The 25,802-nt window shown below is 58.0% G+C and carries 15 protein-coding genes and 1 pseudogene; 14 read left to right on the top strand and 2 right to left on the bottom strand.

Annotated features, from left to right (window positions below; all coding sequences use genetic code 11):
- Nucleotides 1-224 precede the first annotated feature (224 nt).
- Nucleotides 225-638 carry a S24 family peptidase gene (locus tag DESTE_RS18320; RefSeq protein ID WP_245590718.1) on the bottom strand — a complete coding sequence of 138 codons (414 nt, stop codon included), beginning with the start codon at nt 636-638 and terminating at the stop codon, nt 225-227.
- Between the two features lie 171 nt (nt 639-809).
- Nucleotides 810-1,010: pseudogene (locus tag DESTE_RS18655) on the bottom strand (helix-turn-helix domain-containing protein); the annotation flags it as partial.
- 903 nt (nt 1,011-1,913) lie between these two features.
- Between DESTE_RS18655 and wecB the strand changes: the two are divergent.
- From wecB to DESTE_RS03775, 14 genes are all read left to right on the top strand, one after another.
- Nucleotides 1,914-3,029: a non-hydrolyzing UDP-N-acetylglucosamine 2-epimerase gene (wecB, locus tag DESTE_RS03830; protein WP_035069609.1), complete on the top strand. Its 1,116-nt coding sequence runs from the start codon at nt 1,914-1,916 to the stop codon at nt 3,027-3,029.
- Between the two features lie 125 nt (nt 3,030-3,154).
- Entirely contained in the window at nt 3,155-4,417 is a 1,263-nt protein-coding gene (gene wecC / locus DESTE_RS03825; protein WP_035065221.1) for a UDP-N-acetyl-D-mannosamine dehydrogenase, read from the top strand.
- A gap of 196 nt (nt 4,418-4,613) precedes the next feature.
- Entirely contained in the window at nt 4,614-12,122 is a 7,509-nt protein-coding gene (locus DESTE_RS03820) for a type I polyketide synthase (RefSeq protein ID WP_198015319.1), read from the top strand.
- 2 nt (nt 12,123-12,124) lie between these two features.
- On the top strand, nt 12,125-13,432 hold the full coding sequence (locus DESTE_RS03815) for an aminotransferase class I/II-fold pyridoxal phosphate-dependent enzyme (protein ID WP_035065216.1): 1,308 nt from the start codon (nt 12,125-12,127) through the stop codon (nt 13,430-13,432).
- Nucleotides 13,433-13,560: 128 nt separating this feature from the next.
- Nucleotides 13,561-14,634: a polysaccharide biosynthesis/export family protein gene (locus DESTE_RS03810; protein WP_198015318.1), complete on the top strand. Its 1,074-nt coding sequence runs from the start codon at nt 13,561-13,563 to the stop codon at nt 14,632-14,634.
- An 11-nt stretch (nt 14,635-14,645) separates the two neighbouring features.
- Entirely contained in the window at nt 14,646-15,422 is a 777-nt protein-coding gene (locus DESTE_RS03805) for an ABC transporter permease (RefSeq protein ID WP_035065214.1), read from the top strand.
- Complete coding sequence (locus DESTE_RS03800; RefSeq protein WP_035065212.1) at nt 15,419-16,081, top strand: ABC transporter ATP-binding protein; 663 nt, start codon at nt 15,419-15,421, stop codon at nt 16,079-16,081. The genes DESTE_RS03805 and DESTE_RS03800 overlap by 4 nt, the downstream gene beginning before the upstream one ends.
- A gap of 78 nt (nt 16,082-16,159) precedes the next feature.
- Complete coding sequence (locus tag DESTE_RS03795; protein ID WP_035065210.1) at nt 16,160-17,245, top strand: KpsE/RkpR family capsule polysaccharide export protein; 1,086 nt, start codon at nt 16,160-16,162, stop codon at nt 17,243-17,245.
- A gap of 177 nt (nt 17,246-17,422) precedes the next feature.
- Entirely contained in the window at nt 17,423-19,888 is a 2,466-nt protein-coding gene (locus DESTE_RS17445) for a glycosyltransferase (protein ID WP_198015317.1), read from the top strand.
- A gap of 214 nt (nt 19,889-20,102) precedes the next feature.
- Nucleotides 20,103-21,065 (top strand): hypothetical protein, encoded by a 963-nt coding sequence (locus DESTE_RS17860; RefSeq protein WP_156925256.1) that lies wholly within the window; start codon nt 20,103-20,105, stop codon nt 21,063-21,065.
- Between the two features lie 44 nt (nt 21,066-21,109).
- Nucleotides 21,110-22,195 carry a glycosyltransferase gene (locus DESTE_RS17855; protein ID WP_156925255.1) on the top strand — a complete coding sequence of 362 codons (1,086 nt, stop codon included), beginning with the start codon at nt 21,110-21,112 and terminating at the stop codon, nt 22,193-22,195.
- A gap of 211 nt (nt 22,196-22,406) precedes the next feature.
- Nucleotides 22,407-23,357 (top strand): polysaccharide deacetylase family protein, encoded by a 951-nt coding sequence (locus tag DESTE_RS03785; RefSeq protein ID WP_035065208.1) that lies wholly within the window; start codon nt 22,407-22,409, stop codon nt 23,355-23,357.
- Between the two features lie 29 nt (nt 23,358-23,386).
- On the top strand, nt 23,387-24,712 hold the full coding sequence (locus DESTE_RS03780) for a glycosyltransferase family 4 protein (protein ID WP_035065206.1): 1,326 nt from the start codon (nt 23,387-23,389) through the stop codon (nt 24,710-24,712).
- Complete coding sequence (locus tag DESTE_RS03775) at nt 24,700-25,794, top strand: CgeB family protein (RefSeq protein WP_198015316.1); 1,095 nt, start codon at nt 24,700-24,702, stop codon at nt 25,792-25,794. The genes DESTE_RS03780 and DESTE_RS03775 overlap by 13 nt, the downstream gene beginning before the upstream one ends.
- The last annotated feature ends 8 nt before the right edge of the window (nt 25,795-25,802 follow it).

Raw genomic sequence — 25,802 nt, 5'->3', positions numbered from 1 at the left:
AAACCAGGACCGTCCCTGAAGGGGCGGTCCTGGTTTTGTCTGGAGAGAACCTCGCGCCTGCGCGGGTTTCCGCAAGCGGCGCATTCTCGCCAATCATCTGGAGCGAACGGCGCTTTCAGGGGCAACGCTCTCCCGGATGATTGCTGGTGGCGACCCGGCGGGGCCGCCCGCGCCCGTGCGGCGACACAGCGCCGTTGCGCTTGAAACGAAGGGCGGTTTTACCGCTAACGTGCCTCGCGGCACCACCAGAGAACGCGACCGATGACCCGGATGCTTTCCATGTCCTGGCTTTCGCGATGAATCTCTATGGGGGCGTATGCCGGGTTGGCGCTGGATATGACGAGGCGGCCGGGCAGAACCTCCAGTCGCTTGACGTACACGGCGTCGTCAACACCCACGGCGTAGATCGCGCCGGGGATGATCTCGGTCCTGCCCTGGTCGATGAGCACCATGTCCCCGTCCTGGATGTCGGGGGCCATGGAGTCGCCGACCACGTTCATGAGCACCATCTGGGCCGGTGAGCCCTTGCGGCACAGCCAGTCGGAGCGGAACGCATAGTGGCCTGCGGATTCTCCATTGACCTCCAGGCTGCCGCCACCAGCGGAAAGGCGCGCCTTCACCTTGGTGACGAGCATCATGTCGCAGTCGGGTTCCGAGCCCCTGGTCACGGAATGGGGCGGGATTGCGTGCGCCGGTCGCGATGTCTCCTGTCCGTCGGGCTGTGCAAAGGGCGTCAACAGTCTGCGGGCGACCTCCGGGGCATGCGGCATTGTTGAGGTGGGCTGCCCCCCGGGGTGCATTGGCCCGCGCCCGAAGAACAGCCAGTCCGCTGAAACTGAGTAGCGCCGTGCGGCCTCATAGATCCATGACGGCGGAATCTTTGACTTTGACTTGGCGCTATAGACCGCCTGATGCGAAAGGCCGAGAGCCGCAGCCAAGGCGGCGTCGGTTTTTGTGTTGGTGGCCTCGTACAGGCGTTTGAGAGTCTCGGTCCAACTGGAGTCTTCCATGATGTGCGCCTGCAAGCTAACTTGCAACACTAGGCAGAGTGATTACCGTCACACCGTCTAGATTTTGCAAGTTTTTTAGATATTAAGCCTGCAAGTACGCTTTTGCTTGATTTATACTCGCCAAAAAGATATTTTTTGCTTGCAGGCGATATGGGAAGTTGTCGCAAGCTCTACCTAAACCGCCCGCAATCGTGGGTCAACGTCCGTGAGTGCATAATGGCTGGGCGTTGGCCCACCCCCATCACCACGGCGGGCTGCAAGCTGCAAGCGGCAAGCGGCATGCGGCAGTGGTGGCGCTTGCTTTTGACATGGCGGCAATGGCGTCGCGCGGGCGGGGGCAAGCCCGCCATGTTTGCTGTCATGGCGGTGATGTCGATCCGGGGCGTTTGCAATTCCTTCCAGTCCATGAGGCCGGATTCTCGGCTCTCTTTCGCGGAACGGTCTGCGAGTCGCGGGTGCGCTGAGGCTGTCGGCAGGGCCGGGGACCTTTTGCGGTGGGCGGCGCGCCGCTCTGTCCCGGCGAAATGAGACAGGGGCGATGGATGGCTCATGGTGTACCGGCGCGGTGTGGGGCAGGTGTCTTCGTGGCCTGCTGCTGGCGATTTCGTAGCGGGAGGTGCACGGCATTCCTTCTCCCCATGGGTGTTGTAAGAAAAATGCAAGTCGTGCGGGGTATACAGAAAAAGATGTCCCGCTTAGGGGGCGTGAGTTGGGGAAAATGGGCTTGGTGTTCCGTGGCGCGTGAAGCGATGTTATGATGATGTTTTGAACTTGGCGATGAATGTTATGAGCGCTTCCCGTGAGGCGCATTATTTTTGTTCCGCGGATTGACGCGTAGGCACTTGCATCAAGTTTTTCATGTATTCCTGTTGATGTAAGGCAAGAATGTTTTGGAGGGATTTCATGAAGATTCTTTTGGTTTTCGGAACGCGTCCAGAAGCCATCAAAATGGCGCCGGTGGTGAAAACCCTCCTGAAAGACACGGATTTCGATGTAAAAGTCTGTGTAACTGCACAGCATAGGCAGATGCTTGATCAGGTTCTTGACCTGTTTGGAATTCAACCAGACTTCGATTTGAATCTCATGAGGCCTGGACAAGATCTTACGGATATCACAAGTAGCGTATTGTTGAAGGTGCGTGAGGTGTGCATGGAGTGGACACCCGACATAATGCTTGTTCATGGAGATACGACGACAACGCTTTCCGCAAGCTTGGGCGCGTACTATGCGAAAGTGCGTGTTGGTCATGTAGAAGCAGGTTTGCGGACTTATAAAAAGTATACTCCGTGGCCCGAAGAGATGAACCGCCGCATCGTCGGAGCTCTTGCGGATGTTCACTTCGCGCCAACCCGAAAAGCGCGGCAGAATTTGTTGCAAGAAGGGATAGCTGACAGCGATATCCACGTTACGGGAAATACTGTCATAGACGCTTTGCTGGAAGTGACGGAGCTCCTTAATGGCGATGTGAAATTGCGCGGTGATTTGGAAAGGTATTTCGGGTTTTTCGATGATGCGAAGCGTCTTGTACTGGTGACGGGGCATCGCAGGGAAAACTTCGGCAAGGGTTTTGAGGGCATCTGCCATGCCTTGGCGGACATCGCATCGCGAGGTGATGTCCAGATTGTCTATCCCGTGCATCTCAATCCATACGTGCAGGAGCCTGTCCGTAGAATTCTCGGCCATGTCGACAACGTCATCCTGATCGATCCGCTTGATTATCTGCCCTTCGTCTTCCTGATGAACCGTTGCGAACTCCTTATCACCGACTCGGGTGGGGTCCAGGAAGAGGCCCCATCACTGGGGAAGCCGGTTCTGGTGATGCGCGACACCACGGAGCGACCCGAGGCGGTGGACGCAGGCACTGTCAGGCTTGTCGGCACGGACCGGAGCCGGATCGTGACCGAGGCCAACCGCCTGCTTGACGACCCAATAGCGTATGGCGCGATGGCGCGCGCGCACAATCCGTATGGGGACGGTTTGGCTGCGATCCGGATCAAGGACATCCTGCGCTCCTGTTGACGAGCCGCGCCTGCGACCGCCGTGAGGTGTGAATTTAAGTTCGAGTTTTTTGGGCTCGCGGTGTAATCGCGGCTTGCTGCCCGCAGTCTTGCCGCGTGTAATTGTTCTTATCCGTGGAGATGGAAATGTTTACTACGATTTCGATGATCGGCCTTGGTTACATCGGATTGCCGACCGCAACGTTGTTCGCGTCCAGAAAGAAGAGTGTTATTGGCGTAGACATAAATCAACATGCGGTCGATACCATTAATCGGGGGGAAATTCATATTGTCGAGCCTGATCTTGCAATGCTGGTTCAGGCTGCCGTTGCTTCAGGATATCTTCGCGCGACGACCGTGCCTGAACCGGCCGATGCATTTCTTGTCGCAGTGCCAACGCCGTTTACGGGCGATTACAAGCCTGATCTGGGTTATATCCAGGCGGCGGCCATGGCGATTGCTCCCGTGCTGAAAAAGAATGATCTGGTGGTGCTGGAGTCCACGTCGCCGGTCGGTACTACAGAGCGGCTGGCCGTGTGGCTGGCGGAGGCCAGGCCCGACTTGAGTTTCCCGCAGCAGGCCGGCGAAGCCGCGGATGTTCAGATCGCCTATTGTCCAGAAAGGGTATTGCCTGGTCGCGTCGTGCAGGAGCTGGTTGATAATGACCGGGTCATCGGGGGCATGACACGAACGGCAAGCTACATGGCGGCTGCCTTGTACAAGATTTTCGTCCGTGGAGAGCTTCTGGCCACGAACGCGCGCACGGCGGAAATGTGCAAGCTGACGGAAAATAGTTTTCGTGACGTGAATATCGCTTTTGCCAATGAACTTTCCATTATTTGCGACAAGCTTGGCATTGAGGTGTGGGAGTTGATTCGCTTGGCGAATCATCATCCGAGAGTGGGTATTCTGCAGCCTGGTGCCGGTGTCGGTGGGCATTGCATAGCCGTAGACCCTTGGTTCATTGTCGATACTGCTCCGGAAGAGGCGCGGATCATTCGTACGGCCCGTGAGGTGAACGATTACAAGCCAGAGTGGATGTTGCGCAGGGTGGAGGGCGTCATTGCCGATGTGCTGCGGGAACATCCGGACAGGACTATGGAAGATATCAAGGTGGCTTGTCTTGGTTTGGCATTCAAGCCGGATAGTGACGACTTGCGGGAAAGCCCTGCAGTTGCCATTGCGCGGCGTATCGCGGACCTTGGTTGTGGCGTACTGGCGGTGGAGCCGTACCTGGATGCGTTGCCCCCAAAAATCAATCAGCAGAATATGTCACTGGCTTCTCTTGAAAGTGCGCTTGCCGATTCCGATGTCGTATGCGTTCTTGTAAAGCATAATCCTTTTATGGAAGCGTTGGAGCATATACGTGCGCATTCACGGATTGTTGATGCTGTCGGGTTGCTGTCGTAAATGTTGTTTGTGTTTGTTGCGTAATGATAGCGTTGGTTCAATTTGTATGTATTCGTGATGGAGTGATTGTTTTATAGCGCAATAATAGTGATATGCTTAGAGGTCGCTTAAAGTTTTTTGGTTTGACGTGACAAATCCATTTCTTTTGTGACGGTTGGATGATGCCGAAAAAAATTATGACCAATCAGGAACTCAAGTGCTGCAACGCATTGCAATAATAGGAATGGCATTCCGGTTTCCCGGAGATTTAAGCGACGATGCCAGTTTCTGGGCCGCGTTGGCGGATGGCCGGGACGTTGTGCGCAACGTTCCCGCCGAGCGTTGGGCCGTCAAGGAATTGCAGCACGCAAAGCGTGCGGAGCCAGGGCGCAGCATCACATTCGCCGCTGGCGTGCTTCCCCGTGTCGATGAATTTGATGCGGCGTTTTTTCGCATTTCACCCCGTGAAGCATGTGCTGTTGACCCACAACAGCGGTTGCTTTTGGAGCTGACGTGGGAGGCCATGGAAAACGCGGGGATATGTCCTTCCGTGTTGGCGGGGACGGATTGTGCTGTTTATATCGGGATTTCAGGAATGGATTATGGTACGCGCGGCATGGATGATCTCGCCGTGATGTCTTCACACTCCATGACGGGAAGTGCTCCGAGCATTGCGGCAAACAGAATTTCTTATGTTTTTGATTTGCACGGTCCTTCCTTGTCCATTGATACGGCATGCTCTTCTTCACTGGTTGCCCTACACCATGCATGCATGTGTTTGCGGGTTGGTGAAGCATCCGTGGCGCTTGTCGGAGGGGTGAACCTGTTGCTCCATCCCTCGTCCTTCGTTGGATTCACGAAAGCCGGCATGCTTTCCGCGGATGGACGGTGCAAGGCTTTTGATGCGACAGGTGACGGCTATGTGCGCGCGGAGGGAAGCGCGGTGCTCCTGCTCAAGCCTTTGGAAAAGGCTCTGGCGGATGGCGATACAATTCAGGCCGTCATTTTGGGCAGTGGCGTCAATGCCGATGGCGCGCGCAAGTCGGGCATCACCATTCCCAGCCAGGAGGGGCAGATCGAGCTTATGCGCGGCGTGCTTGCGCAGAGCGGGTTGCATCCCCACGACGTTGACTTCATTGAGGCGCACGGCACGGGAACGGCCGTCGGGGATCCTGTTGAAGCGTCGGCCATAGGTACAGTGTATGGCACGGGACGGCATGCTCCATTGCCTATCGGGTCCGTCAAGACCAATCTCGGACATCTCGAAGCGGCTTCAGGCATGGCGGGTCTTGTCAAGGCGGTGCTGGCGCTGCGCCACCATGTCGCTCCTCCCTCGCTGCATTGTTCTGTTCCCAATCCCCATATTGATTTTGCGGCGCTGAACCTCGAACTTGTCACCACACCCAAGGCTCTTGTTCCCGGAAGCGGCAAGCCATTGGTGGCCGGTGTGAATTCCTTTGGCTTCGGCGGGGCCAATGCCCATGTATTGCTCCAGGCATACCCGCGTGCTCAGGGTGTGGAATCCAGATCCCATGGCGATGCCCTGCCTCCCCTGTTCCTGTCCGCCCGTACGGAGCCTGCCCTGCGCGAGATGGCCGGGCGTTATGCCGTGTTTCTGCAGGGTGCTCCGCCGACGGATATGTACGATATCGCGTATTCGGCGGCATGCGGGCGGGACCGCTTGGAGAAGCGATTGGCGCTGGTTGCGCCGTCGCAGGCGGATGCCGTCGCTGAACTCGCGCGGTATGCCCATGGCGAATGCTCTCCTTCGCTCTTGGTTGAAGACGCGTTGCCGGAGAGCGGTTCCGTGGCTTTCGTCTATTCGGGCAATGGCGCCCAGTGGCTTGGCATGGGACGCGCGTTGCTGGAGGGTTCTCCGCGTTTCGCTGGAATTCTTGCGGAAATCGACGAGGGCATTCGTGCCCTTGCGGGTTTCTCCGTCAGGGAAGAATTGCTCGCCGATGAGACGAGCACGCGACTTGACGATACCGTCGTCGCCCAGCCAGCGCTTTTCGCCATCCAGGTGGCGGTTACCGCGCTGTTGGCGGAGTACGGAGTCAGGCCTGCCGCCGTTACCGGGCACAGCGTGGGAGAGGTGGCCGCGGCGTGGGCCTCGGGCGCCCTGACGTTGGACCAGGCCATCAGGGTCATCGTTTTTCGCAGCGCGGCGCAGGGGGCGACACGCGGCACGGGCACTATGGCTGCTGTATCCCTGTCGCGCGAGGCTGCCGCGAAGGTCGTGTCGGAACTGGATGGCGTAGCGGACGTGACCGTGGCGGCCGTCAACAGCCCGCACATGGTGACGTTTTCCGGCAGTCTCGACGGGATGGCCCGTCTGGGCGAGTACCTGAAAACCCGCGAGGTGCGTTTCACCCCGCTGAATCTGGAATATGCCTTTCACAGCCGCCACATGGACGCCGTGCAGGACGGCCTGTTGCGAGATATGCATGATCTGGCTCCAGACTCATGTGCCAATGCCGTTTTCGTTTCATCGGTTGATGGCTGTGCCGTCGACGGAAAGTTGCTGGATGCCCGTTATTGGTGGCGCAACGTGCGCGAGTGCGTGCGTTTCGATGCTGCCGTCACGGAACTTGTGAAATCCGGCTGTCGTATCTTCGTCGAGATAGGACCACATGCCATCCTGCAGAGATATTTGCGGGACATTCTGGTTTCCATGAACGTCAAGGGAAGGGTGCTTTCGGCATTGCGGAAGAATGCGGATGGGGCGGAGCGCATTCATGAAACCGCGCTGCGTGTCCATTTGCTTGCCGATGGAACGATTCCTGGCGCTTTTTTCCGGAAATCCGGCAGGAAAGTCCGTTTGCCCAATTACCCCTGGCAGCATGAGCGGTACTGGCACCGGACGACCAACGAGAGCCTCAGGGCCATCGAACGGCGCAGGGTGCACCCCCTGTTGGGCTGGCTTCAGCCAGGCCAGGAGACGGCGTGGGAAAATGTCCTGGATCCCCAGGTGGTGCCGTGGCTTGGCGATCATGTCGTCGGCGGAGCGGTGGTGTTTCCCGGAACGGCCTATGTCGAAATGGGGCTGGCCGCGGCCCGGCAGTGGCTTGGCACCAGGGCGGGCGTGCTGGAAGACCTGGATATCGTGTCGCCGATGGTTTTCGACGGGCAGCATGCCCGCACCATGCAACTGGCGCTGGACCCCCGCGACGGCGGCTTCCGGATTTGCAGCCGCCAGCGCCTGAGTGACGAGCCGTGGTCGCTCCATGCCGTCGGGCGCGCGCTGGAAGCCGGAGCGGATGAGCGGGCCGAGGCCTTGGCGGGCGTGCCGCCATCCGGAACGGAAATTTCCGCGGAAGCGCACTACCGCATGGCGAAGGCCCTTGGGCTTGACTATGGCCCGGACTTCCGGGGGCTGGAGTGCTCTCGCGTGGAAGAGGGGCGGGTCGAGGGGAGGCTGCGCGCGGATATTCCGGAAGACGTGGGCGGGTATGGCATCCATCCCGCGTTGATGGATGTGTGCGCGCAATCCCTGCTGGGTATTTTTGCCGGAAAGATGCGGCCCGACGACCGGGCGGCGCTGTTGCCTGTCCGGGTCGGGCGTTTCGTCCTGCGGCATGAGGGCAGGGCGCGGACGTTCCGGGGGCGGGTACGCCATGGCACCATGCGCTCCGTGCTGGCCGATTTCGATTTGCTGGATGCGGCCGGTGCGGTCGTGGCGAGCATGCGCGGCTGCCGTTTCCGCGCGGCGCAACTTGCCGTGGACGCCGTGTCGGACGGTGCTTCCTGGCGGATAACGTCGCGTTTGCGGCCTCATCCTTCGGAGGAACGCGCAAGCTTCCTGCCTGCCGTCGAAGAACTTGTCGCCAGCTGCCATGCCGCCGTTGCCGACATGGAACCCCGGCGGCGCACATGGTTCGAAGAAACGTTGCCAATGCTCGAACTGCTCGTGCTGGCGTTTGCCCGTGAGGGCCTGGAGCATCTGGAGCGCAACGCGCCCGGCATCATGTCGTCCCTTGCCGCGACGCCGTCGCGTTACGCCCGCTGGCTGTGCGGATTGCTGGAGAGGGAAGGGCTGCTCCGGCTTCGGGATGGCTGCTGGGAGCTGACGGGGGCGGAACCTCTGCCCGCCGCGCGGAAAATCTGGCGGGAACTGCTGCGCGATGATCCCGCGTGCCTGCCGCAATTGGCGCTTCTGGGCCGCGTGGGCCTGAATTTGCCCCGGTTGCTTTCCGGCCGCATGCCGGGCGGGGATTTTCTGGCCAGCCTGCTTCGTGCATCCGAGCCGGAATCGTTGCACGCGGATCCTGGTTACCTTGGCGTGAACACGGCCATCGCGGGGGTGCTGCGCGACCTGGCGTCTTCCCTGCCCGCAGGGCGCCGTTTGCGCGTGCTGGAAGCCTCTGCCGGCACCAGCGGACTGGCGCGCGAAGCGTGCCGTGTTCTGGCTGAAGACAGGCTGGAATACGTGCTTGCGGCCGCCGATGACAGGCTGATGCAGCGGATGGAGGCGGAGAATCAGGACCTGGCCTGCGTTGCCTGCATACCCCTGGACCGCGCGGAGTGGAAGCTGGGGACCGAAGATTGCCCGGCACGGCATTTCGATGTGGTCATTCTCGGGCATGTGCTGCACCGCGTGCCCAACCCACAGGCCGCGCTGGCCCGGGTGCGAAGCTGGCTGGCGCCCGGCGGGGCGGTGCTGCTGGCGGAACGGTACCCCGACTGGAGCGTGGACTTCCTGGCCGGGCTGGACGAAGGCTGGTGGCACGAGGGCGATGCCGGGACCTGCGATGTTTCGGCGCCGTTTTCTTCATTGCAGGCTCCGGAAGCCTGGCTTCAGGCGCTGCGCGACTGCGGCTTTGCCGATACCGCGCGTTTTACCGAGCCTGCCGCTGGCGATCTGGCTGAAGGCGCGTATTTGCTGCTGGCCCGTTGCGCCCGGGACACGGCGGGCCACGTGGCGGCGACCTGTGCCGAGCGCTGGCTGCTGGTTGCGGATGACGCCTCGCAGGCGGTTGCACGGTCACTGTGCGCCGTGCTGGAAGCGCGGGGGCAGCACGCGGTCGTAGTTCCGTCTCCGCTGCTGGATGGCGTGGAGCCCGACGTGGCACACGTGGTGTTCCTCCTGGGCTGGGAGCGGCCCGTGGAAGACGCCGTGGATGTGCTTTGCCATGTTCAGGGGCACGTGCGGGAATTCATGGGGGGGCGTGCTCATCCCCCCAGGGTGTGGGTTGTGACCAAGGGCGGCGCGCTGGCGTCCGATTTGCCCGAGGACTGGGTGCACAATCCGGCGCAGGCGGCCCTGTGGGGATTCGGGCGCGTGGTCATGAACGAAGCGTCGGCCCTTCGATGCACGCTTGTCGACCTGGGCGGCGGTGCGGACGAGGCGACGACAACCGCGCGGCTTGCCGACGAACTGCTTCTGCCCGACGGCGCAAGCGAAATCGTGCTTTCGGCCACGGGCAGGCGTGCCCTTGTCCTGTCGCGGGATGAAAGGTCCGCCGCGCAGGGAAAGGCAGAACGGTTCCGGCTGGATTTCCGCATGCCCGGGCGATTGCGCAACCTGTTCTGGGTGCCCGCTCCGGAGCCCGCGCTGCCGGCGGACGGGGTTGAAGTGCGCACCAGGGCGGTGGGGCTCAATTTCCGCGATGTCATGTACCTCATGGGATTGCTGCCCGATGAGGCCGTCGAGAAAGGGTTTGCCGGGGCCAGCCTTGGCCTGGAGTTTTCCGGCATCGTTACCCGCGTGGGCGCAGGGGTCGCCGGGGTGCGGCCCGGGGATGCGGTTTTCGGTTTTGGTCCCGCCTGTTTTTCCAGCCACGTGGTCACGAACGAGCATGCCTTGCTGCGTCTTCCCGGCGGCTGGTCGTTCGAGTCGGCCGCCACGGTGCCCACGGTATTCCTGACATCGTATTATGCGCTCCGGCACCTGGCCGACGTGCAGCCGGGCGAGCGGGTGCTCGTCCATGGCGCCGCCGGGGGCGTGGGGATGGCGGCCATACAGTTGGCCCGGCATTTGGGGGCGGAGGTTTTCGCCACGGCCGGAAGCGACGTGAAGCGCGATCTGGTGCGGTTGCTTGGCGCTTCGCACGTTTTCGATTCCCGCGGCGGCACGTTTGCCGACGACATCCTTGCCGTTACCGAAGGGCAGGGCGTGGATGTGGTGCTGAATTCGCTGTCGGGCGAGGCCATTCGGCGCAACCTGCGTGTGCTCAAGCCGTTTGGCCGTTTTCTGGAACTCGGCAAGCGCGACTTTTTCGAGAACACCCGTATCGGCCTTCGCCCGTTCAAGGACAATATCAGCTATTTCGGTATCGATGCCGACCAACTCCTGACTGGCCGCCCCCATCTTGCCGCCCGGCTGCTTGAGGAAGTCATGGCGCTGTTCAGCAGCGGCGTGCTGACGCCGTTGCCCTACACGGCGTTCCCGGCGGAGAGGGTTGTCGAGGCCTTTCGTTGCATGCAGCAGGCCCGTCACATGGGCAAGATCGTGGTCACGCTGGATGACCGGCAACGCGTGCAGCTTCCGGACGTTGCGGCGGAATTGCCGCGCTTTGCCCCGGAGGCCACGTGGCTTGTCACCGGCGGCCTGGGCGGCTTCGGGCTGGAAACGGCCCGTTGGCTGGCCGGGCGGGGAGTCGGCAACCTCGTGCTGGTAAGCCGCCGGGGTCCGGATGCGCCGGGGGCACGGGACGCCATCGCGGAACTGACGGAACGGGGCGTCAACGTACTGGCGCTGGCATGCGACGTAAGCGATGCCGCAGCGCTGGAAAACGCATTGCAACTGGCGGCCCGGAAACTGCCCCCCCTCAGTGGCGTCCTGCACGCGGCCATGGTGCTCGATGACCGGCTTGTCATGAACATGGACGCGGACAGCATCGCCACGGTCTTGCGGCCCAAACTGCTGGGCGCGTGGAACCTGCACAGGCTTACGCGCGCGCTGCCGCTGGAACATTTCGTTCTCTACTCTTCCATAACCACGCTGATCGGCAATCCCGGCCAGGCCAATTATGTTGCCGCCAATGCCGGGCTGGAGGCGCTTGCCAGGTTGCGGCGGCAAATGGGGTTGCCGGCCGTGTGCATTGGCTGGGGGCCCATCGGCGACGCGGGGTATCTGACGCGCAATGTCGCTGTTCGGGACAGCCTGGTCCAGCGCCTGGGGGGGGCGCCGCTTACGGTGGCGCAAGCCATGCTGCATCTGGAGGCGGCTCTTGCCGCCGGAAGCGATGCCGCGGTCGCAACCATGGAGTGGGGCGTGCTGCGGCGTTTTCTGCCCTCGGCGCAGGCCTCTCGTTTCGAGAATATCAACGCAACGTGCAGAGACGGCGCGCAGGACGACTCCCGGAGCGACTTCCAGGCCCTTGCCGCCACGAAAAGCAGGTCGGAACTCCTCGACATGGTGCGCGGGTTGGTCCTGCAGGAAGTGGCGGACATCTTCTCCCTGGGCGTGGACCGTGTCGACCCGGAACGCCCGCTGCACGATGCGGGCATGGATTCCCTGATGGCCGTGGAACTGGCGGTGGGGCTGGAAAAGCGGTTCGGCGTGCAGTTTCCCGTCATGCTGCTCAATGAATCCCCGTCAGCCAGCAAGGTGGCCGAGCGCATTGTAGAGCGGCTCAAGGGAGAGCAGGCGGCGGAGCGGGACGAGGCGGCCATTCTGGTTGACGACATCGTGCGGAAGCACGGCGAGCAACTGAGCATGGAAGATGTGGAGCGAGTGGTCCGCGATACCGGCAAACCGCCCATGACGGCGGCAGGGGAGTAGCCATGGGCGTTTTGCAGCGATCACAGCTTATCGGGCGCATGCTTGAGCGAAAGGCCAGGGCTGCGGCGGCCGCTGCGCCTGCCGGATGGCTCAGCCGGGGGGCAGGCGCCGCACCGGACCATCTCAGCCGTTTCGACAGCCATCCCAAGTACAAGGAAGTGCAATTCCTCATCGCGGCCGCGAAATCATTTGGCTGCGACAGCCCGTTTTTCAGGACGCACGAAGGGCTCGCCACTGCGGTCACCACCATCGGCGAGCGCGAGTACCTCAATTTTTCAAGCTATAACTACCTGGGGTTCAACGGGCACCCGGAAGTGAACGAGGCCGCCAAGGCCGCCATCGCCCGATACGGAACATCCGCCTCCGCAAGCCGCCTCGTGGCGGGCGAACGGCCCGTGCAGCGCGCCCTGGAGGATGCACTGGCCGCGTTCTACGGGGTGGAGGACTGCGTGGTCTTCGTCAGCGGGCATGCCACGAACGTGTTCACCATCTCGACCCTTTTCGGCCCCAGGGACCTCGTCGTCCACGACCGCCTGATCCACAACAGCGTGCTTGAGGGCATCAGGCTTTCCGGGGCGACCCGCCGCGGTTTTCCCCACAACGACGCGGACGCGCTCGATGCCGTCCTTGCCGAAGTCCGCGGCCAGTTCGAGCGGGTGCTTGTCGTCATCGAAGGGCACTACAGCATGGATGGCGACATCCCGCACTTGCCTGCATTCATTGACGTCAAACGTCGGCACAACTGCTTCCTGATGGTCGACGAGGCGCACGCCCTGGGGGTTGTCGGCGAGACCGGGAAAGGTTCGGGCGAGCACCACGGCATTGCCGGCGAGGATGTCGACATCTGGATGGGGACCCTTTCCAAGACCCTGGCGGGATGCGGCGGCTACATCGCCGGCGAGCGCGCGCTGGTCGAGCATCTCAAGTATGCGGCGGCCGGTTTTGTCTACAGCGTCGGCATTGCTCCCCCCCTTGCAGCGGCGTCGCTTGCCGCCCTGCAACTCTTGCGGAAAGAACCGGAGCGCGTCGCGCGCCTGCGGGACAACGGCCACCTGTTTCTGGCGCTGGCAAAGGAGGCGGGACTGGATGTCGGGACGGCCCAGGGGACTGCCATTGTCCCGGTGATAACCGGCAGCTCGCTGAAGGCGGTAAGGCTTTCCGGTGCATTGTTCGAGCAGGGCATCAACGTGCAGCCCGTCATCTATCCCGCAGTGGAGGAGAGGGCGGCGCGCTTGCGGTTCTTCTTGTCCGCCATGCACAGTGAACAGGATATCCGTCTTGCGTGCGAGACGGTAAAAAAGCTGATTTAGCAGGGAAGCCACTCATGAAGTCATATGGCGGGTTCCGTAACGCCTGCAATATATTGTGCGGCGCCATGCTGCTTGTCGCAGTGTCCGGATGCGCGACGGTGTCGTCCTCCGGTCCAAGCCGGGCGCGGGTGGAGAGCAAACAAGATTCCGGACGCATAGAGGGCATCCGGCTGGTGGACGTCAACGATGCGCTGGCGCGAAGGCTGGCAGACAGCAAGAAGCTCGGCCTGTTTGCGGATATCTTTCCCGTGGCGGCGGGCAACAATTATCTTATCGGGCCGGGGGACATCATAGAGATTTCCGTATGGGAGGCGCCGCCCGCCATGCTTTTCAGTTCCGGCGTCACGGACTCGTATGCCGGGGCGATTGCCTCGCGCGCGGTTACGCTGCCCGCCCAGATGGTTGCCCCGGACGGCATGATCACCATGCCGTTTGCCGGCAGGATTGCCGTAGAGGGCCGCACGACCCAGGAAATCGAGGCGGATATCGACAATAGCCTGCAAGGCAAGGCGAACCAGCCGCAGGTGCTGGTGCGCGTGGTCCGGAACAACACGTCCAACGTGACGGTCGTGGGAGAGGTCAACAAAAGCGCGCTGGTGCCGTTGACCCCGAAGGGCGAACGCCTGCTTGACGCGCTGGCCGAGGCGGGTGGGGTAACGCACCCCATAAACCGCATGGCGGTGCAGCTTTCCCGCGAGAACACCACCGCCACCATGCCGCTTGACGCCGTCATCCGCGATCCCAGGCAGAACATTCCGCTCAGGCCTGGTGATGTCATCACGGCGCTGTTCCAGCCGCAAAGTTTCTCCGTGCTGGGGGCCACCGGCAAGAACGAGGAAATTCCCTTCGAGGCCCAGGGCATTTCGCTGGCGCAGGCCCTGGCGCGTTCCGGCGGGCTGAACGACAACCGTGCGGACGCGCGGGGGGTTTTCGTCTTTCGCTTCGAGGATGCGCACCTGCTGGAGCCCGCACCCACCCCGGCGGGGCCGGAGAACGGCGCCGTCCCGGTGGTCTACCAGATCGATCTGCGCGACCCGGCGTCCTTTTTCGTGACCCAGAACTTCCCGGTCCAGAACCGGGACGTCATCTATGTCGCCAACTCCCCGGCGGCGGAATTCGAGAAGTTCCTGCGGCTTGTCATCTCGGTTGCCGTGCCGGCGCTGAACATCAACAACATGCTGCAACGTACCTTGCAGCAGTAGCGGACAAGACCATGCGCAGCCCACTGGCCATCACCGTTTCCGTCTGGCGCGCGATCTTCCTGCGCGAGGCGCTGGATCGCCTTTTCGGCGAGCGGGCGGCGTGGCTTTGGCTGCTTGTTGAGCCGGTGACGCATATTGGTTTTATCTCATTGGTGTGGAGAGTGATCCGCACAAGGGCCATTGGAGGTATCGACATCGCTGTTTGGACCATGGTCGGTATGCTGGCCTTCTTTTTGTTCCGGCGTACCGGAATTCAAGTAATGTACGCTGTCGATGGCAACAAGCCACTGTTTGTTTACCGGCAGGTCAAACCCTTTGATACGGCTATCGTGCGTGGAGGTTTAGAGGCGTTTCTTATGGCGATCATATCCGCGCTTATCATTATCATAGGGGGATTGCTCGGGCACGACGTGGTGCCGGGTGATCCCTTGCTGGTCCTGATGGCTGTCGGCGGTTTGTGGCTGCTCGGCATGGGGTATGGTCTTGTCACCTCTGTGCTGATGGAGCTTGTTCCAGAGCTTGAGCACATCTTTAAGATTTTGATGATGCCTCTGTACCTGCTTTCGGGGGTTATTTGGCCAATATCCTCAGTACCGATGCCGTATCGGGACTATCTGATGGTCAACCCCGTCGCGCATGGGCTTGAGGTGGTGCGGCAGGGCTTTGTTGCCCACTATCATATGGTTCCAGGTGCAAGCTTGAGCTACCTTTATGGGTTCTCCTTGGTTAGCGTTTGTATCGGCTTGTTGCTGTACCGGCGCTATGCGTTGCGATTGGTGATGCGATGATAACAATTGAGGATGTGCACAAGCGGTACAAGACAAACCATGGAATGGGGAAGTGGATTCTTCAGGGCATTAACTTGATGATTCCCCCCGCCACCAACGTTGGCTTGATCGGTATAAACGGCGCAGGAAAATCAACGCTGTTACGTCTGATCGGTGGCGTCGACTTTCCTACGAAAGGCCGAATTGTACGGCAGTGCAGGGTTTCCTGGCCCATGGGGCGTGGAGGGCTTGAGGCGACACTCTCTGGACGGCAAAATGCAAAGTTTGTCTGCAGAGTGCATGGGCATCAGGATGATCTGGCAGACCGCCTCGCGTTCGTTCAGGATTTTTCCGAACTTGGAAATGCCTTTGATGAGCCTGTCAATACGTATTCGTCGGGCATGAAGTCTCGTCTACAGTTCGCATTGTCTTTGGCTTTCGAGTTTGATGTGTACATCTCGGACGAGGTTACTTCGGCCGGCGACGCATCATTCCGCAAGAAAGCAGCCATGGCATTCAAGGACATGGCTGGCCGTGCAGGTCTTATTATGGTTGCGCACAATGAAGCCACACTCAAGCAATTTTGCCAATGCGGTATCTGGCTTACCGAGGGAAAGGCCTACTGGTTCGATCGGATTGATGATGCGTTGAGTGCGTACAAGCACAGCATTGAGCGGTGAATTACGTGGCAAGGTTTGCTGATGTTGAGTGCGCCAGTTTGATGTGGAAATAGTTCAAAACAAGAGGGTCCGGCTATAATGAAGCCATTCCGTTGTTTAATATTTGGGCTATATATAGTAGCGCTGGTGGCAGGCGTATATTGGGCTTTTTGGGCATCTGATCGATTTGTATCCGATGCCAATGTGATCATTCGTAAGACCAATGCAGTGAATGCTCCAACTTTTGACATTTCCATGCTTGCTGCGGGCGTTGCCAATGCTAATCGCCCGGATCAGTTGTTGCTGAGGGAATATCTGTTGTCTGTCGATATCCTTAAAAAACTTGATGCGGCGCTTGATCTGCGCACGCACTATAGTGACAAGAGGCAGGATGTCATTTCAAGGATGTGGTTCCGCGATGCCTCCATGGAGTGGTTTCATCGCCATTATTTGTCGCGGATAAATGTTGTGTATGACGACTACTCCGGTGTCCTGCGCATTCAGGCGCAAGCTTATGATGCCAAGATGGCCCAGGCCATCGCCGAAATGCTTGTGCGTGAAGGCGAGCGCTATATGAACCAGCTTGGTCACGAACTTGCCGAGGCTCAAGCGGGTTTCTTGACGGCCCAAGTGGACTTGGCACAGCAGCGCTTTCAATCGGCAAGGCAGGCACTTCTTGCATTTCAGAACCAAAAGGGATTGGTTTCGCCAAAAGCGACAGCGGCTGGTATTGGTGAAATTGTAGCTAGATTGGAAGGTCAACGTACCCAAATACAAACCCAGTTGGCCTCGTTGCCCATGTCACTGGACAGTAACCATCCGTCTATTGTCATGCTCAAGCAATCGCTTGTAGCCGTGAACCGGCAAATTGCTCAAGAAAAGGCAAAGCTTGCTGCTCCATCAGGGGAAACACTCAACTATGCTGTTGAGGAGTTCGAGCGACTCCAGATGGAAGTAGAATTCACTCAGGACGTGTATAAGACAGCTCTTGTTGCACTGGAAAGGGGGCGGATCGATGCGACGCGGATGCTAGAAAAAGTTTCCGTGCTACAGCATCCAACGCGTCCGGAGTATCCAATGGAGCCGAGAAGGGTTTATAATATGGCTATTCTGCTAGTGTTGACAGTCGTTCTTGTGGGGATGTTGAGGTTGCTTGAGAGTATCCTGTGTGATCATCTCGATTGATGTTAGAAATATATTTGCTCATGCGGAGGCTGGTTGTGCAAAAAAGGGATGATGCGCTGCGGTGGGTATACTATGCGTGCTGCTGATGGTTTTATAAGTCAAAGGGAGGCGCAGGCGGAAGGATTGGCGTCGGCGCCGTTGATTGACGTACGATCGTTGTTCGTAAGAGGTGTGGAGATGGCCGACGACAAAGTGTCTGTTGTTAGGGATGCAGGGGAGGGGACTGGGTGTAAGGCCACGGAAGAACTGGCGACCACCGTTTTAGATCGGGATGCGCTTGCCGCCGAGCTGGCCTGCAGCGTGGCTGAGTTGAAGCGGTTAACTTCAATTCAGCGGGTTCAGGCTCAGATGTTGCCGCTTGAGATGTCCAATTCTTTGAGCTGTCGTCTAGGGCAGGCTGTCTTGGACTGTTGTATTTCTCCTGTAGCGGTGATGAAGTTGCCATATATTTTGTGGAAAATTTGGCGTGATGTCATTAGGCCTTGTCAGCGAAAGGATCATAATAAGGATCTATGTGGCGCAGTAGTAAATGCCTACATTAAGTCTGGGTTTGATGGAGTAGATGCCCTGCTTGTTAGGGGGGGATTTGGACGGACAATGAAAGCTCATGCATTTACTGAGCTGGCGCGGTATCAAATGGCGTGCTGCGATACTGCTAGCGCTGCTCAGTCGGCGCGTCGTGCTTATGAAGTAGACCCCAGGCCGTTTCGGAGAAAGTGGATGGCATTTCGCCTTGCTGATGATGGGGATGTGTTGCAGGCAGATGCACTTTTGGGCTCGCTGCCTACTGAGCTGACGTTTTCACCATCGGAAATGAGTCGGCTTGCTGATATACGTCGCAGGGCTAGAGAGAGAAGGATATCTGTTGCGAACATATGCTGTCTATCTCGGCAGCAATGTGTAGAGCAAGGCTTTGATCCCCTTCTTATGGATGTTGCTGGATATTGCTGCGATGCTAGTATTCTGTCGGATGAGTTCTTAGTCCATGTTTCTCAGTTGGTTCAAAAGAAGATTGGTACTGCAGAGTTTGTAGTGAAAATTAGGTTGCAATTTTCTGATAATTTAGAGCGCTGTGCTGCTGCATTGATCTGTATAGGAAAGTATTATGCCAAGGCAGAAATGTTGGATGCGGCGTTTGTTTTGGCAGAGGCTGCCAAGGATATTCACACAACCAAGGCGGCATTGCGAAATTTTTTTTGGTCTGCTCAACATTCTGGAAATGTTGAAAGCGCATGTGCCGCGATTCATGATATCGAAAAAATGTTAGGCGCTAGGCCTTCTGAAGTAGAGATGAAGAGGATTGACCAATTGAAGCGGTCCGTATCGTATCAATTGGCCTTGCTTGATAGCATTCCTGAGCCAAGAAGACCTGCATTTTCGGCGCAGAAAGATAAAATATGTTATGTGCTGCATAATTCGTTGCCATTTTCGTCTGGCGGGTATGCAACTAGGTCGCATGGAATCGCGGTTGCTCTACAGCGATCAGGAGTGGAAGTGGTAGTTTTGACTCGGCCTGGATTTCCTCTGGATATAAAACCGGAACTCGGACCAACTGACGTGGCTAGCAAAGTGACTATTGATGGAGTGTGTTATGAGAGAATTAGTGACCCAAAGAGGAATGGAATTCCTTTCTATGAATACGTAGAGAAGTCTGCTGATGCAATTGAGGCGCGTCTGCGTATTCATGAGCCGACAGCTGTAATGTCTGCATCGAATTATATTATTGCCTTGCCGACTTTGATTGCGGCTCGACGTGTAGGTATTCCGTTTTTCTACGATGTTCGTGGATTTTGGGAGGTCACGAGATTGTCTCGTGAGAAGGGATATGAGCGGAGTGCTACGTATAAGGTGCAGTCATTGATGGAGGCTCGGGTCGCAAATAGCGCGGAACGGGTATTTACGCTGACCGAAGCTATGCGAGCGGAGTTGATTTCCCGAGGGGTAACGGCGGAGAAGATTGATCTTATGCCCAATGCATGTGATGCGGAGCGCTTCGTGGCTCAAGAGAAAGATAAGGGCTTGGCAGCGCGGTTGGGTATTCCATCTGGTGTTCCTGTAATCGGGTATGTTGGGACATTCGTTGACTATGAAGGTTTGGATGATCTTGCTGCCGCTTGCGGTTTGCTGAAAGAGCAAGGATGTATTTTCCGGTTATTGCTCGTAGGGAGTGAAAACACGTCTGGAGAGGGGCAGGGGGGGGGGATTTCCCATGCCGTGTCGGATATTGCCAGGCAGTATGCGTTTTCAGACTGGCTGATTCTGGCAGGGCGAGTTCCGCATGAGGAAGTGGAACGTTACTATTCTTTGATTGATATTGCTCCCTTTCCACGGAAGCCGCTGCCTGTTTGTGAAATGGTATCGCCGATGAAGCCTCTAGAAGCTTTTGCTATGGAGAAGGCTGTGGTTGTCTCAAGTGTTCGCGCGCTTCAGGAGATGGTCACGCATGAGCATACTGGTCTGGTGTTTAAAAAAGGGAGTGTGCAGGATCTGGCCGATAGTCTGGCACGTCTTGTCGCCGATCCTGCGCTTCGTCAAGCACTTGGTTCGAATGGGCGGAAATTTGTCGAGCATAAAAGGACATGGGAGGCGAGTACACGCGTTGTTGTCTCTTGTCTTCGCGAGCTATCCCCTTACGGAGCATAATTTAGGACGTGTGCGGATGTTTTCGCCTTGTCAGGCCCAGTTGCAGATATTGAAGACGTTTTTTGTGAAAAGGAGGTGAGGTGTGAGTGGCGTTGTTATTGATAGGATAGAGATTGAGTTGGTAGGTTCTACATTATTTTGTAGAACTATCATTTGTGAGGGCGCTGCGTGTGCCTGTTCGTTCGCTTTCTACGTGTATAGAAGCGGAGAGAGAGTGGCGCATACCGGGTATTCTGAGTCGTCAACTTATGAATTTAATACAGATATGATCCCGGGTTATTATCGTGTGGTTGGTTTTGTGAAATTTGACGGTGTTGTCGTGCAGGCCAAATCACCTCTCTTGTTTGCACATCCTGTCGAAATCACATCGGGTTGTCTTCCTGAAAAGGGTTGCGGAATATCATGTATGCTACGTGCAAAGTATTGGAGTTTCCCCGCCTTGTACTTTCCCGGCCAATCGTCCGCACTTTTTGTTATGCTTCCAGGTGCGCTTGATAGAAAGGCAATAACATTGCCTTACTTCAATAGGTGGATGTGGGCGCATCGGGGGCTGTTTCCAGGTAGTGTGCTTTGCGTCGCTGATCCAACATTAGAGCGCAATAGTGCTCTTCGTTTAGGGTGGTTTTTGGGGAGTGAGACTCATGACGCTACTGAGGAACTCGCTTGCCTCATTGCTAACTTTGCCGAATGTAAGGGGGTTGCCAGGGATGAAATCGTTTTTTGGGGGTCTTCCGCAGGAGGGTTCGCGGCGCTTGCTCTTGCTGCCAGTGTAGATGGTTCCTTGGCTGTCGCGATTAACGCTCAGACTGACTGTCTTGCTTATCTGGCATCCCAGCAAGTGGCCTTGGTGCGGCAGGCATGTTTTGGGGACATGTCAGCAGACAGAATTCGTCATGGATTTGCACGAAGAGTTGATATGACATCCCGTTGGAGTGATGTGTGCAACTCGAGGGTGTTTCTTGTTCAGAACGATTTAGATGCTCACCATTACAAGGCCCATTTTATTCCTTTTTGGGCTTCATTGGGCGGTGAGCCTGTTTACGGATTGTCCAGATTCGGAAGACATACGAGTTGGATATATAGCGATAAAGGGGGGCATGGTCCGGAAACGTTTGAGATGGCTCAAAAAATAATTGAAACGCTTGGTATTTCTTCTGAAAGGGACCATGCGGGTTGAATAATTTGTAGCACGTGGCCAGCGTTGGACGTGGAGCATCTCTCGTGCCCAGGCTTGGTGCGGGGCTGAAGAGAGTGGAATATGCAAGCTTGGAGCCGATTGCAATGGCAGATAAATTTCCACTTCTTGGCATTGTTGGGCATGATCTTAAATTTTTGGAAGGGCTATCTGCGCATTTTGCTTTAACAAACGAGGTCATTCAACATTATTGGGATGGGCATAAAAAACATGACATTAAGGAGAGCGAAGACCTGCTAGGGAAGGCGGATATTATTTTTTGTGAATGGTTTCTTGGAAATGCAGTGTGGTATTCGCAGTACAAGCGCCAGGGACAGCGTTTGATTGTCCGCTTTCATTTGCAGGAGTTGGAGACAGAATATCCAAAGCAGGCTAAAATGGATAATATAGACTGTGTGGTGTTTGTTTCGAAGCATACATGCCGAGATGCAATTGATAAATTTGGCTGGGAGAGTTTGCGTGATAGGTTTTTTGTTATTCCAAATGCAATTGATTGTGCGTATTATAATCGCCAAAAAACAGCCCATAGCATATATAATATAGGAATCGTTGGTATCGCTCCCAAACGTAAACGATTGGACTTGGCACTGGATGTGCTGGAAGCATGCCGTTCTCGAGACCAGCGTTTTAAATTGTTCATTAAGGGGAAGTCCCCAACAGAATACACATGGCTTAGAAATAGACCGGCTGAGTTGGAGTATTTTACCGAGCAGTTGGATCGCATTACGTCCAACCCCGTTCTGAGGGAAGGGGTTGTTTTTGATGGCTGGGACGCCAATATGGGGGAGTGGTATCGAAAGATAGGTTTCATCCTGTCGGTTAGCGACTTTGAAGGCACTCATCAGTCTGTAGCCGAGGGGGGGGCTTCAGGCGCATTGCCGATTATGCGCAACTGGGAAGGGGCTGACGAGGTTTATCGTAGCGACTGGATTTATGCAGATACTAACGCCATGGCGACCAAGGTTCTTGAATACTCAAGGAATCCAAGACTGTGGGCGGCGGATTCTGCGGTTTGCGTTCATTATATGAAGTCGAGTTTCGATGTGTCGCTCGTGGCGCGACTCTATGACCAAGTGTTGTACGGCAGCGCAGGAGTGTCAAATATTCGGTAGTGCTGGGTAGTAGCGCCTTTGCATTTGGAACATGGCTGAGTGTCTGGCTATGAGAGAAGCAGGTGCTATTTACCGTTGAACTGTGTGTTGCTTTCGGGGCGATGCAAGCCGCCCGTGGTGCGCAAGAAAAACTGTTCCTAAAATAGCTCTTTCCGTTGCTCATGGACGATGTGTGTAAAAAAATGATAATCATACAGGAATATACAGCATTATGAGTGTCTGCGGTTGTCGCTTTGCCCTGCTCACCGTCGACACCGAGGCCCTGCCCAAGCGGGCTTCCGGTGAGCACGTCAGGCATCTCGTCTGGGGGCAGCACGCCAGAGGCACGGCCGGCATTCGTGAAATGTGCGCCATCGGCGACGAAGTGAACGCCAGGCATGTCTTTTTCGTCGATGTCTGCGGTGCGCATGCCTATCAGGACGAAATCCGCGATGTCGTGCGCTGGCTTGATGTCGCCGGGCAGGACGTACAGTTGCATGCCCACCCGGAGTATCTTCCCGAAGATTTCTGGAAGCCGCACGGCTTCAGGTATCGACCGCGTTTCATGAACCAGTACGGGCCGGAAAAGGCCCTGTTTGTTGTCAGCCACTTCGGCAGGTTTATTTCGGATGTCACGGGCAAACCGCTCAGGGCGTTTCGCGCGGGTTCCTTCCGCTGGAATGCCAGCACGATTCGCGCGTTGAAGGGCGCGGGCATCGCGTTGTCGTTCAACGGCTCGATGAACGCATTTGCCAATGGTTTGAGTACCTATGGCGAACCGACGCCGCATCCCTACCGCTGGTCCAACGGGGTTATCGAGGTTCCGGCAACGGAGCGTCTGTTCAACCCCGTCGTCTGCCGCAACTGGTGGGGGCGCTTGCAATTTCCCGTATCCCACAGGTTCCGTAATCCGCCCTGGCGTATCCTGTGGCCGCACACCCTGGGCAGGGACAGCTCGTTTCTTGTCCTGCTGCTCCATTCCTGGTCGCTGTTGTACTGGGACGAGAACGGCCATGGTGTCTATCGGGACGACAAGCGGCTGGAAGACTACCGGAAGCTGGTCCGGCGCTTGGCGAAGGACTACGATATCATCACGACGGCGGATTTTCTCGACCTGCACGCGCACGGCAAGATCACGACCACGCGCACCGTGGATCTTGCCAGGGCGGAATTGCCGCAGTGAGCGGGCGCACGCCAGCGTGCGGAAGGAAGATGACCTTGGGGCTGTTCAAGAAGGGCGAATGGTTTTTCGCGCTGGACCGGCGCGTGACCACATGGGGCATGGGCTGGCTGTGCGGGCATCTGCCACGGGCCGCAAGGCCGGTCTACGAGCCGGTTGCGGACAGCTTGCTGTATGTGCCGGCCAGTTCGTTGCCGTATCACATTTCGGGGTATGCCACGCGAACCCAGGCATTGCTTTGCGCATTGCGCGATGCGGGGGCCGCCGTCCATGTGCTGACGCGGCCCGGCTACCCCTGGGACAGGAAAGACCGCGTCGACCAGCCGCAAGGGCAGGAGACGATAGTCGCCGGCATCGCCTATGCGCATGCCCGGCAGCCGGCGAACAATCGCCACCTGCTGCAGTTCGCCGTTCAGGCGTCCAGGGTGATCGCCCGGGTGGCCAGGGCCAGGCGGGTGGGCATCATTCATGCGGCCTCGAATCATGCCAATGCCTTGCCGGCCCTGTTGGCCGCCCGCAGCCTGGGCATCCCGTTCCACTATGAAATGCGCGGCCTGTGGGAACTGACGCGCGCCTCGCGCATGCCGTGGTTTGCAAATACCGCGCGCTACAAACTGGGGCTGGAACTGGAAGGGCTGGTGGCCCGGCATGCGGACAGGCTGTTCGTGATTTCCCGCGAACTCGGCAGGTATGCGCGGTCGCATTGGGCCGTGCGGCCGGAGCGCATGGCGCTGCTGCCCAACTGCATCGACCCCGCGGCCGTGCGGCCCGGCCACGCTTTTTCCGGGGGGCAGGCCGACACGATCGGCTATGCGGGGTCGATCATGCCTTACGAAGGCCTCGATACGCTGATCGAGGCGGTGGCGCTGCTGGCGCGGCGGGGCGTGCGGATCCGCCTGAAAATCGTCGGCGAGGGCGAAGCCAGAAAGGAGTTGGAAGAGCAGGTGCGCCGGTTGGGGCAGGGGGGCAGCGTGGAGTTTTCGGGCAGGGTCGAGCCCGCGAAGGCGCTTGAAATCCTGCGTGGCTGCGCCCTTGTCTGTATTCCCCGCAAGCCGTTCAAGGTTTGCGAAATCGTGCCGCCCATCAAACTGGTGGAGGCCCTGGCCCTGGCCAAACCGGTGATCGTGCCGGATTTGCCCGTTTTTCGCGACGAACTCGGCAGCGACCCCGCAGGCTGGTTTTTCACGGCTGGCGATGCCGCCAGCCTTGCCGGGGTCATTGAAGCGGCCTTGCGTCAACCCGCCAGGCTGGTCGAGCTTGGAGGCAAGGCGCGTGACTACGCGTTGTTGCATAGAAACTGGCGGCCGTTTGTGGAAAATGTGGTGCGGCCGCGGAATCAAAGCGAGTGTATCTGGTGATCGGTCGTTTCGTCCGGAAATTCAGCACGACCTTCTACAAATATCCCCAGCCGCCGGTCGTGACCGACCGGCGAGGGGAGTTCGGCAGGTTGAAGGTGGCGCTCATCGCGGACCATCTGACCGAAACCTGCCTGAGCATCGAATGCCAGGTCAGGAACGTCACGCCCGATAATTATCGCGACGTGCTGCGGTCGTGGCGCCCGGACCTCCTGTTCGTGGAGTCGGCGTTCCATGGCTCCAACGGGAGTTGGCGCTACGAACTGGCCAGGCAGCCGCGCTGGTTGCGCTTCACGACGCCCGGAACCATCCGGCGCGTGGTGGAGTGCGCCCGCTCACGGGGCATTCCCACGGTGTTCTGGAACAAGGACGACGCCGCCTTTTTCGAGCACTTCATCGATGTCGCCAGGCACTTCGACCATGTCTTCACGACGGACGTGACGTGTGTCCCGCGCTATCGCGCGGTCGTTCCCGAAAGCACGACGGTCGCCCCCCTGATGATTGCCTACCAGCCCATGTTTCACAGCTTTGATGGTTTCGGCTTTTCGACATCGAGCGCCTGTTTCACCGGAAGCTACTATCGCAAGATATTGAATGAACGCCGCTCCTACCTGGATATGCTCTTTCAGGCGGCGCACGAGGCCCGGGCAAGAATTGATGTTTTCGATCGTAACCATGATCGTTTTTCGCGATATTTCGAATTCCGCTTTCCGAAAATGGACGCGCTCTGCGTGCATCCGCGCGTGCCGTATTGGGAGACGGGAAAGTTGTACAAGGCGCATGTCTTGTCTATCAATGTGAATTCCGTCGTGCATTCCGGGACGATGTGCTCACGAAGGCTGCTTGAGATACTTGCGTGTGGGGGCATTGTCATGACGAATCCAAGTCTGTGTGTAAGCAGATTTTTTGCTCCATACTGCATTATCGTATCCAGTCAGGAGGAAGCAAGGGAGACGTTCGCGCGTATGCGGCACGGTCCGGACAAACAGGATATGCAGCGTGCCGCAGAAGGGGCCAGCTATGTGCGTTCCGCCCATACCTGGGGGCACCGCCTGCGGGATATTTGTGAAATCGTCGATTGCTGAGGGGTATT

It is taken from the genome of Nitratidesulfovibrio termitidis HI1, from assembly GCF_000504305.1.
GTDB classification, from domain to species: Bacteria; Desulfobacterota; Desulfovibrionia; order Desulfovibrionales; family Desulfovibrionaceae; genus Cupidesulfovibrio; species Cupidesulfovibrio termitidis.
The sequence above is the reverse complement of the archived record's forward strand: the minus strand, read 5'-3'. Positions and strand labels throughout refer to the sequence as shown.

Bases quoted from the DNA above. Each gene is read 5' to 3' on its own strand.
- DESTE_RS17445 (WP_198015317.1), top strand. From the start codon at position 17,423: ATGGCCGACGACAAAGTGTCTGTTGTTAGGGATGCAGGGGAGGGGACT.
- DESTE_RS03780 (WP_035065206.1), top strand. From the start codon at position 23,387: ATGACCTTGGGGCTGTTCAAGAAGGGCGAATGGTTTTTCGCGCTGGAC.
- DESTE_RS03805 (WP_035065214.1), top strand. From the start codon at position 14,646: ATGCGCAGCCCACTGGCCATCACCGTTTCCGTCTGGCGCGCGATCTTC.
- DESTE_RS03785 (WP_035065208.1), top strand. From the start codon at position 22,407: ATGAGTGTCTGCGGTTGTCGCTTTGCCCTGCTCACCGTCGACACCGAG.
- DESTE_RS18320 (WP_245590718.1), bottom strand. From the start codon at position 638: ATGATGCTCGTCACCAAGGTGAAGGCGCGCCTTTCCGCTGGTGGCGGC.
- wecC (WP_035065221.1), top strand. From the start codon at position 3,155: ATGTTTACTACGATTTCGATGATCGGCCTTGGTTACATCGGATTGCCG.
- DESTE_RS03815 (WP_035065216.1), top strand. From the start codon at position 12,125: ATGGGCGTTTTGCAGCGATCACAGCTTATCGGGCGCATGCTTGAGCGA.
- wecB (WP_035069609.1), top strand. From the start codon at position 1,914: ATGAAGATTCTTTTGGTTTTCGGAACGCGTCCAGAAGCCATCAAAATG.
- DESTE_RS03800 (WP_035065212.1), top strand. From the start codon at position 15,419: ATGATAACAATTGAGGATGTGCACAAGCGGTACAAGACAAACCATGGA.
- DESTE_RS03795 (WP_035065210.1), top strand. From the start codon at position 16,160: ATGAAGCCATTCCGTTGTTTAATATTTGGGCTATATATAGTAGCGCTG.